This is a genomic window from Weeksella sp. HMSC059D05, from assembly GCF_001809725.1.
Taxonomy (GTDB): domain Bacteria; phylum Bacteroidota; class Bacteroidia; order Flavobacteriales; family Weeksellaceae; genus Weeksella; species Weeksella virosa.
Genome location: NZ_KV798535.1, coordinates 55524 through 71129, shown reverse-complemented (window position 1 = coordinate 71129; position 15606 = coordinate 55524). Strand labels below are relative to the sequence as shown.

Genomic DNA, 15606 nt, shown 5'->3' with positions numbered 1-15606 from the left:
TATATTTACATTCTCGTCTATCAAAAGATGATAATTTAATCGTTATCTGAAAAATTGATTTTATTTTTGTACTTATGAAAAAGATTGCTGCACTTCTAATAATATTGGGTATCTCATCGGTTCTTCTAGGGCAACAAAAAAATCCTACTACGCCGTATTTTCTTCTACAAACTGGCTACACAAATTGGAATGGTAATTATGGTAAACTAGGTGCTGATCTATATTTGGTTCAACCAAACGACAATATAATCGATCTTGGGCTGGCAGGCAATTTAGGCTACATGCAAAATAATTTTATTTTAATACCTGAAGCTTCGATTGGCTATTTATTCAATTTTTATCAAAAAGCAGCTGATCCGTATAGCAAAAACTTTCGTTCTTCTTTTTATACTGCACGCATCAATGTTTCCCCATGGAGTATTTCACCCGAACTTGGTTTTACTGTACTAAGTGTATTGGAGTTCAATGCCGGTTATGCTATCGAGTTTAGAGAATACAAAGATTTCAAATCGTTAGAAGGGTTACGTTTTGGTTGTACGTTTCATCTTCCGACTCAACTGTTTGCCAACTGAAAATCTTTCAACTGCATATATAAATCATAGGTAGAAGTGAGACTCGGTCCGCTACTGAAAACAAATTGTGTATGGTCTACGTATAAATAAATCGTTTCTTGCCCATCACTTAAACTGAAAGAATTTTTGATGTTTTGACCTTCCGATTCATCGTGCCATTTGATAACAACCGTATCTGGATAAAAGACTTTATCTTCGGTATGAAAAGAATCTTTGAAATAGATTAACTTATTCATCGTGTATAAAATTCCACTTCCCTGAAATTTTTTTTCTTTGAGAAATCTTCCTTGTGGACGACCAATATTGAATCGGACAATGGCTTTTCCTGTCGTTGATTCTGGTAAATCTTGTAAAAGTTTTAGTTGCAAAAGATCTCGCTTTTTAGCATCCTGATACGCTATAACCATAAGAATACTCACCGGTATAATGAGAAAGGCAATAAAAATTAGGATAGGAACTAAAACATTATACATATTTCTGAATTTTAGATAAAAATAAAAAAACCTTTGAGTATCTCAAAGGTTTTTTCTACACATATTTTTAGATTTCTGCATCCATATCAAAATTTTCTAAATATTCGGCCACCCGCTTCACAAACATTCCACCCAAAGCACCATCTACCACGCGATGATCATACGCATGTGATAGATACATTTTATGTCGAATACCGATCATATCTCCTTGTGGAGTTTCAATAACAGCAGGTTTCTTCACGATTGCTCCTACCGCCATAATGGCTACTTGCGGCTGAGGAATAATCGGCGTCCCTAGGGTGTTACCGAAAGATCCTATATTGGTTATCGTATAAGTGCCACCCTGAATTTCGTCTGGTTTTAATTTGTTCTGACGAGCTCTATTCGCCAAATCGTTTACTTTCTTAGCCAAGCCAGATAAACTGTATTGGTCTGCATTTTTGATGACTGGTACGATGAGATTGCCACTTGGTAATGCGGCAGCCATCCCAATATTAATATTTTTCTTTTTAATGATTCGTTCACCATCTACCGAAACATTGATCATCGGGAAATCGAGAATTGCCTTTGTTATTGCCTGGATGAAAATTGGCATATAGGTAATCTTCTCACCATACTTTGCTTCGAAAGCTTTCTTGTTTTTCTCTCTCCACAGAACAATGTTCGTTAAATCAGCTTCGATGAAAGACGTTACATGAGGTGCAATTTGTTTGGCTTGTACCATATTTTGCGCAATTATTTTACGCATTCTATCCATCTCGATAATTTCATCTTCACCCGAAACTGTCATCACTGGAGCAGTTGCTGGAGAAATTGATTGTTGACTTGTAGCAGCTTGTGTTGTTGATTCTATCTTTGGTTGTTGACCGCGAGTTTCTAAATATTTTTTTAGATCATCTTTGGTTACACGTCCCTCGAGACCTGTTCCATGAATTTGATCCAATTCTGTTTGTGAGATGCCTTCTTCTTTGGCAATCGATTTCACCAAAGGAGAATAGAAACGATCAGCAGACGAAACTACTTCTTGTACAGGGTTTTCTTGGCTAGTTGTTACCGATTGTTTTAGTTGGTCTATATCTTTTTCTATAGTTTCACTTGCTTGTACTACTTCTTCTTGTTCAACTTCTCCATCGACTTCTAAAATTGCAACTGGTTCACCTACTTTTGCAACTTCATCAACCTGAACTAAAATTTCTTTTAAAGTACCACTAACTGGTGAAGGCAAATCCGAATCTACTTTATCTGTAGCTATTTCTACTACCGATTCGTCTTCGGCAATTGTATCGCCAATATTTTTCAACCAATTGGTTACTGTTGCTTCCATAACACCTTCTCCCATCGAAGGTAATATCAGTTTATAATCCGCCATATTTGTGAATTTTGATGCATTACAAAACTAAACATTTTTTAATTGTAATAGGGAATTTTTGGTTGCATTTTATCAATCTCACAAATACAAACGAGAATTACTCTGTTTCTTTATGATATTGATAATATTATTGTATATAATAAAAAAACCCCTATTAAAAAAATAGAGGTTTTTCTTTTTTATCTTCTTTCGATTATGCTTCGAAATTAGCCGTCAAGTTTTGTTTAGGCTCAACGATTTCTCCAAAATTGTTCTCGAAGTTACTAACATTTTCTGCTAATGATTTCGCTAACGATTTTGCTTGCAATGGTGATAATATAATTCTAGATTTTACGCTTGGTCTAGCACCTGGCATAAATTGAATAAAATCTACCACAAATTCTGATGGTGAATGATTGATAATTGCACCTGTTGCGTAAACTCCTTGAGCTACCATTTCGTTTAACTCAATGTTTAATCCGTCGTTTTGTTGATTGTCTGACATTATGATTCTTGTTTTGCGTTAATTAATTCTTCGTATTCTTTATTTGATCCTACGATGATATTTTGATATTCTTTTAATCCTGTACCTGCAGGGATTAAATGCCCTACAATTACATTTTCTTTTAATCCGTTTAACTCGTCGATTTTTCCAGCAACTGCAGCTTCGTTAAGTACTTTTGTTGTTTCCTGGAACGATGCCGCAGACATAAACGATTTTGTTTGTAACGATGCTCTTGTAATCCCTTGCAATACAGCTTCTGCCGTTGCAGGCATTGCATCACGCGCTATAACGAGCGCTTTATCTTCACGTTTCAGACGAGAGTTTTCGTCGCGTAATTCACGTGGAGTAATGAATTGTCCAGGACGTAACACATCGCTATCTCCTGCATCTTCGACAATTTTCTTACCGAAAATTTTATCGTTTTCTTCCATAAAGTCGTCTTTATGTTCTAAGCTATCTTCTAAGAATCGGGTATCACCTGAATCTACAATTCTAACTTTTCTCAACATTTGACGAACAATAATCTCGAAGTGTTTATCGTCAATTTTCACTCCTTGTAAACGGTATACATCCTGAATTTCATTTACTAAATATTCTTGTACAGCCGTTGGACCTTTGATACGTAGAATGTCATCTGGTGTAATCGCACCATCTGATAAGGATTCACCTGCACGAACGAAGTCATTTTCTTGAACCAAAATTTGTGCAGATAACTTCACTAAGTATCGACGAATTTCACCGTTTTTAGATTCAACGATAATCTCTCGGTTACCTCGCTTGATTTTACCAAACGATACTACACCGTCCATCTCACATACGACCGCTGGGTTGGATGGGTTACGTGCTTCGAATAACTCAGTTACTCGTGGTAAACCTCCGGTGATATCTCCTGATTTTGCAGATTTACGAGGTATTTTCACTAAAACTTTACCTGCTTTAATTTTCTCCCCATCATTTATAATTAAGTGGGCTCCTAATGGTAGGTTATAAGTTTTTTCTTCTCCGTCTTTGGTAATAACCTTCAGAGCAGGAACAATTTTCTTGTTACGAGATTCAGAAATTACTTTTTCTTGGAAACCAGTTTGTTCGTCTATTTCTAATTGATAAGTTACTCCTTGCTCCAAGTTTTCGTATTCAACTTTTCCTGGTGCTTCGGCAATAATAACTCCATTGTATGGATCCCAGTATGCGATTGTATCACCTTTTTCAACTTTTGATCCGTTCGTTACCTTTAGAATCGTACCATAAGAAATATTGGTTGTTTGTCGTATGTTTCCGTCCTTATCCATCAACTTCATTTCGGTAGAACGAGAAACAACTACATCTACTGTTTTCCCTTCATCGTCTTCTGATTTTACTGTACGTAAATCATCAAACTCAACTATTCCATCAATTTTTGCTGTGATAGAAGATTGTTCTGATACGTTACCTGCAGTACCACCTACGTGGAATGTACGTAGAGTTAACTGAGTTCCAGGCTCACCAATTGATTGTGCTGCAACTACTCCTACTGATTCTCCTTTGCGAACTAATTTACCAGTAGAAAGATTACGACCGTAACATTTTGCACAAATTCCAACTTTCGCTTCACACGTTAATGGAGAGCGTACTTCTACAGTTTCGATACCTGCTTGCTCGATTGAATTTGCAATTTCTTCGGTAATCATTTCACCTGCTTCTACCAACAATTCATTGGTATCCATATTATAGATATCGTTGAGTGAAGTTCGTCCTAAGATACGAGAAGATAAGCTTTCTAAGATTTCTTCTTTTTTCTTGAGTGCTGATATTTCTAGACCACGCAAAGTACCACAATCATCAGACATTACGATAACGTCTTGTGCTACGTCTACTAAACGACGAGTTAGGTAACCAGCATCGGCAGTTTTCAGAGCGGTATCGGCCAAACCTTTACGTGCACCGTGCGTAGAAATGAAATACTCTAGAATCGAAAGACCTTCTCGGAAGTTAGAGATAATTGGGTTCTCGATAATGTCACCTCCAGACGTACCTGCTTTTTGTGGTTTTGCCATTAACCCTCGCATTCCTGCTAACTGACGAATTTGCTCTTTCGATCCACGTGCTCCAGAATCTAACATCATAAATACAGAATTGAAACCTTGGTCGTCTTCTGTCATGCGACGCATTACGACTTCTGTTAACGTGGCATTGGTACTCGTCCAAACATCAATTACTTGATTATAACGTTCGTTATTGGTTATGAGTCCCATGTTATAGTTCATCTTGATATTCTCTACTTGCTCGATAGCTCCGTTGATAAGTTCTTTTTTCTGTTCTGGGATAATAATATCTCCAAGCGAGAATGACAATCCACCTTCGAATGCATTTCGATATCCTAGATTTTTCATGTCATCTAAGAATACAGCAGTTGTAGGAAAATCGGTTAATTTGATGATATCGGTAATGATGGTACGTAACGATTTTTTTGTCAAAACCTCGTTAACGAAACCAACTTGTTCTGGTACAATTTTATTAAATAATACTCGCCCAACAGAAGTTTCGATCAACTCGTATACAAATTCTTCGCCTTTACGAATGCGTGCTCTTACTTTAATTGGAGCGTTGAGTTCTACGGCTTTTTCGTTATAAGCAATTTGTACTTCTTCTTCTGAATAGAAGGTAAGTCCTTCTCCTTTTACTTTTCTATCTTCAGTAGAACGACGGATTTTGGTCATATAATATAAACCTAAAACCATGTCTTGTGAAGGAACTGTAATTGGTGATCCGTTGGCCGGATTCATGATATTTTGAGAAGCCAACATCAATAATTGAGCTTCTAAAATAGCCTCAGGCCCTAGTGGTAAATGCACTGCCATTTGGTCACCATCAAAGTCAGCATTAAACGCCGTACATACTAATGGGTGTAGACGGATTGCTTTTCCTTCGATTAGTTTCGGTTGGAATGCTTGGATACCTAAACGGTGAAGCGTTGGAGCACGGTTCAATAATACAGGATGTCCTTTGATTACATTCTCTAAAATATCCCAAACAACAGGCTCTTTACGATCGATAATTTTCTTGGCTGATTTAACGGTTTTTACAATACCACGTTCGATTAATTTACGAACGATAAATGGTTTGTATAATTCTGCAGCCATATCTTTTGGTAAACCACACTCGTGTAATTTCAGATTAGGTCCCACTACAATCACAGAACGTGCCGAATAATCTACACGTTTACCTAATAAGTTCTGACGGAACCTTCCTTGTTTACCTTTTAATGAGTCTGATAGTGATTTCAATGGTCGATTACCATCCGCTTTTACAGCAGAAGCTTTTCTTGTGTTATCGAACAACGAATCCACAGCTTCTTGCAACATACGTTTTTCGTTGCGCAAGATTACTTCTGGTGCTTTGATTTCTATCAAACGTTTCAGACGATTGTTACGGATAATTACACGACGGTAAAGATCATTTAAATCAGATGTAGCAAAACGTCCTCCATCTAAAGGAACTAATGGTCGCAACTCAGGTGGTATAACCGGAATTACACGCATTACCATCCACTCTGGGCGGTTGGTATAACGTTCATTCGCTTCACGCAACGATTCTACAACTTGAAGTCTTTTTAGGGCTTCGGTACGACGTTGTTTCGATGTTTCGTTATGTGCTTTGTGACGTAAGTCATAGGACAATTCGTCTAAATCAACACGAGAGAGAAGATCTTCTAAGGCTTCTGCTCCCATTTTGGCGATAAATTTATTTGGATCCGAATCTTCTAAATATTGATTTTCGATCGGAAGAGTTTCTAAAATATCCAAATACTCTTCTTCTGTCAAGAAATCTAGTTTATTTAATTCTTCTCCTTCTATACCTTTTGCTATACCTGGTTGAATTACAACATAACGCTCATAATAGATAATCATGTCGAGTTTCTTCGATGGCAAGCCAAGTATATAACCTATTTTATTGGGTAGAGAACGGAAGTACCAAATATGGGCAATAGGCACTACCAAGTTGATGTGTCCTATGCGCTCGCGACGTACTTTCTTTTCGGTTACTTCTACCCCACAACGATCACAAACTATCCCTTTATACCGGATACGTTTATACTTTCCACAAGCACACTCGTAGTCTTTTACTGGACCGAATATTCGCTCACAGAACAAACCATCGCGCTCTGGTTTATGCGTTCTATAATTAATCGTTTCGGGTTTTAGAACTTCTCCTTTCGACTCTTGCAAGATAGACTCTGGTGAAGCTAACCCAATACGGATTCTAGAAAATTGACTTGTTTTGTTTTTTGTTGACATATAGGAATGTATCTAACAATTTTTATATATAACGATTAGGAAGAATTAATAGGCAAGCCTATTAATCTTCCAAATTGATGTCTAATCCAAGACCTTGTAACTCATGCAACAATACGTTGAATGATTCTGGTATACCAGGTTCTGGCATTGGTTCTCCTTTTACGATTGCTTCGTAAGTTTTAGCTCTACCTACTACGTCATCAGATTTAACTGTTAAAATCTCACGTAGGATATTCGCAGCACCAAAAGCTTCTAGTGCCCAAACCTCCATTTCTCCGAAACGTTGTCCACCGAATTGTGCTTTTCCTCCTAATGGTTGTTGTGTAATCAACGAGTATGGACCAATAGAACGTGCGTGCATTTTGTCATCGACCATGTGCCCAAGCTTCAACATATAGATTACTCCTACTGTTGCTTTTTGAGCGAAACGTTCTCCTGTATTCCCGTCGTATAGGTATGTTGTACCGTGTTTAGGGATACCTGCTTCATCGGTAATATTATCAATATCTTCGATTTCCGCACCGTCGAAAATAGGGGTAGCAAATTTCTTACCTAATTTCATACCAGCCCATCCTAGAACTGTTTCATAAATCTGTCCAATATTCATACGAGATGGTACTCCTAATGGGTTTAGGACAATATCTACTGCGGTTCCATCTTCTAAGAAAGGCATGTCTTCATCTCGTACAATTCTTGCCACGATACCTTTGTTACCATGTCTACCGGCCATTTTATCTCCTACGCGTAACTTACGTTTTTTCGCAATATAGATTTTGGCTAATTTTACAATTCCTGCTGGTAATTCATCCCCTACAGCAATGGTAAAGCGTTCTCGGTTTAAGGCACCTTGCAAATCATTATGTTTGATTTTGTAGTTATGCAATAATTCTTTTACCAACTCGTTTTTATCTTCATCGGTAGTCCAAACTGTTTCACTTCCATTCAAGTTTAGGTAATCTTCAACATTTTGAAGCATCTTTTGGGTATATTTTACGCCTTTTTTGATGACTTCTTCTTTAAGATCATTGTAAACTCCCTGTGAAGTTTTTCCATTTAAAAGGATATATAGTTTTTCTAAAAGTACGTTGCGTAGTTCATTAAACTTAACTTCAAATTCGTTTTCTATGCTTTCGATAATGGCTTTATCTTGTGATCTTTTTCGTTTATCTTTAATCGATCGTGAGAATAATTTCTTATCGATTACAACACCCCGAAGTGATGGAGAAGCTTTTAATGAAGCATCTTTTACGTCACCTGCTTTGTCTCCAAAGATTGCACGTAATAATTTTTCTTCAGGGGTAGGATCGGATTCTCCTTTAGGAGTAATCTTGCCGATTAAGATATCGCCTGGTTTCACTTCGGCACCGATACGAATCATACCATTTTCATCTAAATCTTTGGTTGCTTCTTCTGATACATTAGGTATATCAGCTGTTAGCTCTTCCATTCCCAACTTGGTATCTCGAACATCTAGCGAGTATTCATCAATATGGATTGAGGTAAACCAATCTTCGCGTACTGCTTTTTCAGAGATCACAATCGCGTCCTCGAAATTATATCCTTGCCATGGCATAAAGGCTACAACCATATTACGTCCTATTGCCAGTTCTCCACCTTCGGTTGCATAACCTTCACACAATACTTGCCCTTTATCTACTCGATCTCCAACTTTTACAATTGGTTTCAGGCAGATGGTTGTTCCTTGATTCGTTTTACGGAATTTGGTCAAAGAATAGGTCTTTTCATTCGAATCGAAACTTACTAATTCTTCATTTTCGGTACGATCGTATGCAATGATAATCTTATTGGCATCTACGTAAGTAACAGTTCCTTCTCGTTCTGCGTTGACCAAAATTCGAGAGTCTTTGGCAACTTGTTTTTCTAAACCTGTCCCTACAATTGGGGCTTGTGGTTTTAATAACGGAACTGCCTGACGCATCATGTTCGATCCCATCAATGCACGGTTTGCATCATCATGCTCAAGGAATGGGATTAAGGATGCAGAAATAGAAGCTATCTGATTTGGAGCAACGTCCATTAAATCAACTTCATGTGGTTCTACTACAGGGAAATCTCCATCTTCGCGAGCAACAACACGCTCGGTTTGTATCGTTCCATCCTCTCCCATTTCGATATTCGCCTGAGTAATGATTTTTCCTTCTTCTTCTTCTGCAGATAGATAAATAGGATCTTTCTCTAAGTTTACTTTACCTTTCTCTACTTCTCGATACGGCGTTTCGATAAAACCTAAATTATTAACTTTCGCAAATACACAAAGAGAAGAAATCAATCCAATATTTGGTCCCTCTGGGGTTTCAATCGGACACAGTCGTCCGTAGTGCGTGTGATGTACGTCACGCACCTCAAAACCTGCTCGTTCTCTCGAAAGACCACCTGGTCCTAGTGCCGAAAGACGACGTTTGTGGGTAATCTCTGATAATGGATTTGTTTGATCCATGAACTGAGACAACTGATTGGTTCCGAAGAATGAGTTAATGACGGATGATAAAGTTTTTGCATTAATCAAGTCTATTGGCGTAAACACTTCATTATCTCGGACATTCATTCTCTCTCGGATTGTTCTTGCCATACGAGCAAGACCAACGCCAAACTGAGCGGCCATTTGCTCTCCAACTGTACGTACGCGACGGTTAGAAAGGTGATCGATGTCGTCTACTTCTGCTTTAGAATTAATTAATTCGATTAAGTATTTAATAATCGAAATTATATCTTCTTTGGTTAACACTTCGATATCTTCTGAAATGTTAAGCCCTAATTTTTTATTTAAACGGTAACGTCCTACTTCTCCTAATGAGTAACGTTGATCAGAGAAGAATAATTTATCAATAATTCCGCGTGCGGTTTCTTCATCTGGTGGCTCTGCGTTACGTAATTGTCTATAGATATATTCTACCGCTTCTTTTTCGGTATTGGTTGGATCTTTTTGTAGGGTATTGTGTATAATACCATAGTCTGCAGAATTATTGTCTTCTTTGTGTAGAAGAATTGTTTTCACTCCAGAGTCTACGATTTGATCAATATGATCTTTTTCGATGATGGTTTCTCGGTCTAGAATGATTTCATTACGCTCGATAGATACTACTTCACCAGTATCTTCGTCTACGAAATCTTCGTGCCAAGTATTCAATACACGAGCAGCTAGTTTGCGTCCTAAAATTTTTTTCAGATTAGCTTTGGTAACTTTTACTTCTTCTGCTAAATCGAAAATTTCTAAAATATCTTTATCTCTCTCGTAACCTATAGCTCTTAATAAAGTCGTAAGTGGTAATTTTTTCTTACGATCAATATAGGCATACATTACGCTATTAATATCTGTTGCAAATTCTATCCACGAACCTTTGAATGGGATAATTCTAGAAGAATATAATTTTGTCCCATTGGCATGGAAAGATTGTCCGAAGAAAACACCTGGTGAACGATGTAGTTGTGATACTATAACACGTTCTGCTCCATTAATTATAAACGATCCCGATGGGGTCATGTAGGGGATTGTACCTAAGTACACATCTTGTACGACTGTTTCGAAATCTTCGTGTTCTTCGTCGGTACAATATAGTTTTAGACGTGCTTTTAGCGGCACGCTGTACGTTAGTCCTCGCTCGATACACTCATCGATAGAATAACGTGGTGGATCTACAAAGTAGTCCAAGAATTCTAAAACAAACTGATTGCGAGTATCTGTAATTGGAAAGTTCTCTGCAAAAGTTTTGAAAAGACCTTCATTATTGCGTTGGTCTGGTCTTGTTTCTAACTGGAAAAAATCTTCGAAAGATTTGATTTGAATGTCTAAGAAATCTGGAAACTGAGCAACTGCTTTGGTAGATGCGAAACTCAATCTTTCGTTTTTTACAGCTGGGTTGTTTGTTGTTGTAGCCAATTTCGAACGAATTTTGGATTAGATAATATCTTAATGCTTAAAAAGGCTTAGACCTATCACACAATGGTGAAGGCCTAAACCTATATTGGTGGAGTAAAAAAGATTACTTCAATTCCACTTCAGCACCAGCTTCTTCAAGCTGTTTTTTCAAAGCTTCAGCTTCTTCTTTAGAAACTTGTTCTTTGATTGTTGCAGGAGCAGAGTCTACTAAATCTTTCGCCTCTTTTAATCCTTTACCTGTTAAATCTTTTACTAATTTAACAACCGCTAATTTATTAGCACCACCCGCTTTAAGAATTACGTCGAACTCTGATTGCTCTTCAGCAGCAGCTTCTCCTGCTCCTCCTGCAACAACTACTGCAGCAGCAGCTGGTTCGATTCCGTATTCATCCTTAAGGATAGTTGATAATTCATTAACTTCGACAACTGTTAAATTTACTAATTCTTCAGCTAATTTTTTTAAATCTGCCATTTTTGTTTTCTTTTTGTTTTACAACTTTATATTTAATAGTGAGTGCGTCTTACGCTTCTGCAGGAGCTTCTCCTTCTTCTGCATTGTTTTTGTTCTCTAATTGTGAAAGAACAGTTTGGATTGGTGACTTCAATAGTGCAATAATGTCTGCAATTAATTCTTCGCGAGACTTGAAGTTTGCTAACGTTACAAGCTTGTCATCACCTACATAGGTTACATTGTCAATCCATGCACCTTTAAGGATTGGTTTTTCAGATTTTTTTCTGAATGCTTCTATTACTTTTGCTGGTGCATTTTCTTTCTCTGCAACCATCAAAGCTGTATTTCCTTTTAAAGATCCATAAAGCTCTTCGAAGTTTCTATCCTCGATTCGCTCCATTGCCTTCTTTAATAAAGTGTTTTTTACAACGCGTAAAGACACATCGCTCTTAAAGCATGCTCTTCTTAATTCAGTAGAATTAACAGAGTTTAATCCTTCGATATCTGCAAGATAGATTACTTTAGAGTCTTGTAAAACTCCTTGTAATTCCTCTATCATGGTTGCTTTTTCATCTCTTGTCATTGCCATAATATTCTACTTTTTATGCGTTTACACTTTTAGGATCTACAGGAATACCAGGCGATTGAGTAGACGAAAGTGTGATGCTTTTTACATATACTCCTTTCGCTGCTGTTGGTTTCAATTTCACCAAAGTTGTCATCAACTCATTGATATTTTCTTGCAGTTTTACCGGCTCGAAAGATACCTTTCCTATCGCTGCATGGATAATCCCGTAACGATCTACTTTAAAATCAATTTTACCTGCTTTTACTTCTGATACTGCCTTACCAACTTCTAGAGTTACTGTACCAGATTTTGGATTAGGCATTAAACCACGTGGCCCTAAAATACGACCTAATGGACCTAATTTACCCATAACTGCAGGCATTGTTACTATTACATCTACGTCTGTCCAACCTTCTTTAATCTTTTGTAAATATTCATCTAAACCTACGTAGTCTGCTCCAGCTTCTTTTGCTTCTGCTTCTTTATCTGGAGTTACTAAAGCCAAAACACGTACGTCTTTTCCTGTACCATGTGGTAAAGAAACAACACCACGTACCATTTGATTGGCTTTTTTAGGATCTACACCTAAACGTACAGCGATATCAACCGATGCATCGTATTTGGCGTAATTAACTTCTTTTACTAATGAAGTTGCTTCTTCAACTGAGTAAAGAGAAGTTCTATCTATTTTTTCTAAAGCTTCCTTTTGCTTTTTGGTTAATTTTGCCATTTCTGATAATTGGTTTGATTAATTACTCTGGAGCTTGTCCACCTTTTACAGTTATACCCATAGAACGTGCAGTACCAGCAACCATTTTCATAGCAGATTCTACAGTAAAGCAGTTCATATCTGCTAACTTATCTTCAGCGATTGTTCTTACTTGATCCCAAGTTACTGAACCAACTTTTTGACGGTTAGGCTCTCCAGAAGCTTTCTTCAATTTTGCTAACTCCATTAACTGTACTGCAGCTGGAGGAGTTTTAATTACAAAATCAAATGATTTGTCTTGATAAACAGTAATCACTACAGGCAATACTTGCCCTTGTTTTTCTTGTGTTCTACCATTAAATTGTTTACAAAACTCCATAATGTTTACACCAGCAGCACCTAAAGCAGGCCCAACAGGTGGTGAAGGATTTGCTTGCCCTCCTTTTACTTGAAGTTTTACAACTTTTTCAATTTTTTTTGCCATTTCTTTATATAATAAAATTAAGCGTTATGTGGAAGCAGCCTAAATTTTTTCAACTTGACCGAAGTTTAACTCAAGTGGTGTTTTACGTCCGAATATTAGAACCATTACCTCTAACTTGCGTTTATCTTCATGAATTTTTTCTATACTTCCCGTAAATCCACTGAAAGGACCATCGATTACTTTGATTGTTTCTCCTACGTCAAAAGGAATAGAATTACTCTCAATTGAGTCGGCCAACTCATCTACTTTTCCTAACATACGATTTACCTCTGATTGGCGCATAGGAACAGGATCTCCACCTTTAGTGGCACTCAAGAAACTAATTACGCCTGGGATATTTTTCACGATATGTGGAACTTCTCCCTGCAGAGATGCCTCTATCATAACATACCCCGGGAAGTGTACCTTTTCTTTTTGGTACTTTTTACCATTACGTATTTGAAACACTTTTTCCATAGGCACAACAACCTGACCAATATAATCGGTTAGTTTGTGATATTGTGCTTCATTTTCAATATAGTTTTTCACCTTAAGCTCTTGCCCGCTTACAGTTTTTACTACATACCATTTTTTATCAACCATGCTCAACTACGTTGTACGGATTATTATCTTAATGTTTCGTAAATGTTGTATAATATTTTTGCAAAAACAGAATCTATTATATACAAAAATATAGCCAACAATACAGTTGCTATAGTTACAATAATTGTATCTTTTTGTAAGTCTTGAAAAGAAGGCCAAGTAACATTCTCTTTAAACTCTACAAAAGATGATTTTATAAAATTGACAACTTTCATACCATGTTATCTTAGCACGGGCACAAGGATTCGAACCCTGATCAACGGTTTTGGAGACCGCTATTCTACCATTGAACTATGCCCGTATAAAAATGGTAGTCATGGATGACTACCATTTCTTATATTTACTATACTTTCGTATAGCTTATTCTATAATTTCAGTTACCTGACCAGCACCAACTGTTCTACCTCCTTCACGGATCGCAAAACGTAATCCTACATTCAAGGCAATTGGTTGCAATAATTCAACATCGATAGTTAAGTTATCACCTGGCAACACCATCTCTACTCCTTCTGGTAAGTGAATTTCACCCGTAACGTCTGTTGTACGTACGTAGAATTGAGGACGGTATCTGTTATGGAATGGAGTGTGACGTCCACCTTCTTCTTTAGTCAAGATATACACCTCTGCTTTGAATTTCTTATGAGGAGTTACTGAACCTTGTTTTGCGATAACCATACCACGGCGGATATCAGTTTTCTCAATACCACGTAATAATAAACCTACGTTATCTCCAGCTTCACCTCTATCCAAGATTTTGCGGAACATCTCTACCCCAGTTACAGTTGAAGTTAACTTCTCTTCACCCATACCTACGATATCCACAGGATCCCCAGAGTTGATAATACCAGACTCAATACGCCCTGTTGCTACAGTTCCACGACCTGTAATTGAGAACACGTCTTCGATTGGCATCAAGAAAGGCTTATCTTGATCACGTACTGGCTGCTCAATCCAAGCATCAACAGACTCCATCAAACTTAAAACAGTCTCAACCCATTTCGGCTCACCATTCAATGCTCCTAATGCAGATCCTTGAACCACTGGTGTATTATCTCCGTCATACTCATAAGAAGATAATAAATCTCTCACCTCCATATCTACCAACTCTAACAACTCAGCATCATCAACCATATCCACTTTGTTTAAGAAAACAACGATACGCGGAACGTTTACCTGACGACACAATAAGATATGTTCACGTGTCTGTGGCATTGGGCCATCTGTAGCCGCAACAACCAAGATTGCACCATCCATTTGAGCCGCACCAGTAACCATGTTCTTCACATAATCCGCGTGACCTGGACAGTCTACGTGAGCGTAGTGACGGTTAGCTGTTTCATACTCAACGTGAGATGTATTAATTGTAATACCTCTCTCTCTTTCTTCTGGAGCGTTGTCGATTGAATCATAAGCTCTTGCTTCTGAAAAACCGGCGTCAGCCAATACTTTTGTAATAGCAGCAGTTAAAGTAGTCTTACCATGGTCAACATGCCCAATAGTTCCGATGTTTAAGTGCGGCTTATTACGATTAAAAGTTTCCTTTGCCATTTTACTTTTTATTAATTTCTATGTTATACTTAATCTAAAGATTCTAAACTAAAAAACTCTCTTACCTCTCGATAAAAAAACATGAGCCAACGAAGGGAATTGAACCCTCGACCTCTTCCTTACCAAGGAAGTGCTCTACCCCTGAGCTACATCGGCCAGAAGTTGAGCGGGAAACGAGACTCGAACTCGCAACA

Annotated in this window: 13 protein-coding genes and 2 tRNA genes; 1 reads left to right on the top strand and 14 read right to left on the bottom strand. The window is 37.6% G+C overall.

The window, feature by feature from the left end:
• Positions 1–74: 74 nt before the first annotated feature.
• Complete coding sequence (locus HMPREF2660_RS05060) at positions 75–572, top strand: hypothetical protein (RefSeq protein ID WP_070485919.1); 498 nt, start codon at positions 75–77, stop codon at positions 570–572.
• Here the strand turns inward: HMPREF2660_RS05060 and HMPREF2660_RS05055 are convergent.
• From HMPREF2660_RS05055 to HMPREF2660_RS04990, 14 genes are all read right to left on the bottom strand, one after another.
• Positions 554–1045 carry a hypothetical protein gene (locus HMPREF2660_RS05055; protein WP_070485917.1) on the bottom strand — a complete coding sequence of 164 codons (492 nt, stop codon included), beginning with the start codon at positions 1043–1045 and terminating at the stop codon, positions 554–556. The two genes, HMPREF2660_RS05060 and HMPREF2660_RS05055, sit on opposite strands and share 19 nt — an antisense overlap.
• Positions 1046–1112: 67 nt before the next feature.
• A complete protein-coding gene (locus HMPREF2660_RS05050; RefSeq protein ID WP_070485915.1) occupies positions 1113–2414 on the bottom strand; it encodes a dihydrolipoamide acetyltransferase family protein in 1302 nt (433 codons plus the stop codon).
• A 193-nt stretch (positions 2415–2607) separates the two neighbouring features.
• Positions 2608–2898 carry a DUF3467 domain-containing protein gene (locus tag HMPREF2660_RS05045; protein WP_013597824.1) on the bottom strand — a complete coding sequence of 97 codons (291 nt, stop codon included), beginning with the start codon at positions 2896–2898 and terminating at the stop codon, positions 2608–2610.
• The gene (gene rpoC / locus HMPREF2660_RS05040; protein ID WP_013597825.1) at positions 2898–7172 is read right to left on the bottom strand and encodes a DNA-directed RNA polymerase subunit beta'; all 4275 of its coding nucleotides are present in this window, start codon (positions 7170–7172) and stop codon (positions 2898–2900) included. The genes HMPREF2660_RS05045 and rpoC overlap by 1 nt, the downstream gene beginning before the upstream one ends.
• A 61-nt stretch (positions 7173–7233) precedes the next feature.
• On the bottom strand, positions 7234–11070 hold the full coding sequence (rpoB, locus tag HMPREF2660_RS05035; protein ID WP_070485914.1) for a DNA-directed RNA polymerase subunit beta: 3837 nt from the start codon (positions 11068–11070) through the stop codon (positions 7234–7236).
• Positions 11071–11173: 103 nt separating this feature from the next.
• Entirely contained in the window at positions 11174–11542 is a 369-nt protein-coding gene (rplL, locus tag HMPREF2660_RS05030) for a 50S ribosomal protein L7/L12 (protein ID WP_013597827.1), read from the bottom strand.
• Between the two features lie 49 nt (positions 11543–11591).
• On the bottom strand, positions 11592–12110 hold the full coding sequence (gene rplJ, locus HMPREF2660_RS05025; RefSeq protein ID WP_013597828.1) for a 50S ribosomal protein L10: 519 nt from the start codon (positions 12108–12110) through the stop codon (positions 11592–11594).
• A gap of 13 nt (positions 12111–12123) precedes the next feature.
• Positions 12124–12819 (bottom strand): 50S ribosomal protein L1, encoded by a 696-nt coding sequence (gene rplA / locus HMPREF2660_RS05020; RefSeq protein ID WP_013597829.1) that lies wholly within the window; start codon positions 12817–12819, stop codon positions 12124–12126.
• 22 nt (positions 12820–12841) lie between these two features.
• Positions 12842–13282, bottom strand: a complete 441-nt coding sequence (rplK, locus tag HMPREF2660_RS05015) for a 50S ribosomal protein L11 (protein WP_013597830.1) — start codon at positions 13280–13282, stop codon at positions 12842–12844.
• A gap of 39 nt (positions 13283–13321) precedes the next feature.
• Positions 13322–13864: a transcription termination/antitermination protein NusG gene (gene nusG / locus HMPREF2660_RS05010; protein ID WP_013597831.1), complete on the bottom strand. Its 543-nt coding sequence runs from the start codon at positions 13862–13864 to the stop codon at positions 13322–13324.
• 23 nt (positions 13865–13887) lie between these two features.
• A complete protein-coding gene (secE, locus tag HMPREF2660_RS05005) occupies positions 13888–14079 on the bottom strand; it encodes a preprotein translocase subunit SecE (RefSeq protein ID WP_013597832.1) in 192 nt (63 codons plus the stop codon).
• A gap of 15 nt (positions 14080–14094) precedes the next feature.
• A tRNA-Trp gene (locus tag HMPREF2660_RS05000) sits at positions 14095–14165 on the bottom strand.
• 59 nt (positions 14166–14224) lie between these two features.
• Positions 14225–15412 (bottom strand): elongation factor Tu, encoded by a 1188-nt coding sequence (gene tuf, locus HMPREF2660_RS04995; RefSeq protein WP_013597833.1) that lies wholly within the window; start codon positions 15410–15412, stop codon positions 14225–14227.
• Positions 15413–15496: 84 nt separating this feature from the next.
• Positions 15497–15568 (bottom strand) — tRNA-Thr (locus HMPREF2660_RS04990).
• Between the last annotated feature and the right edge of the window lie 38 nt (positions 15569–15606).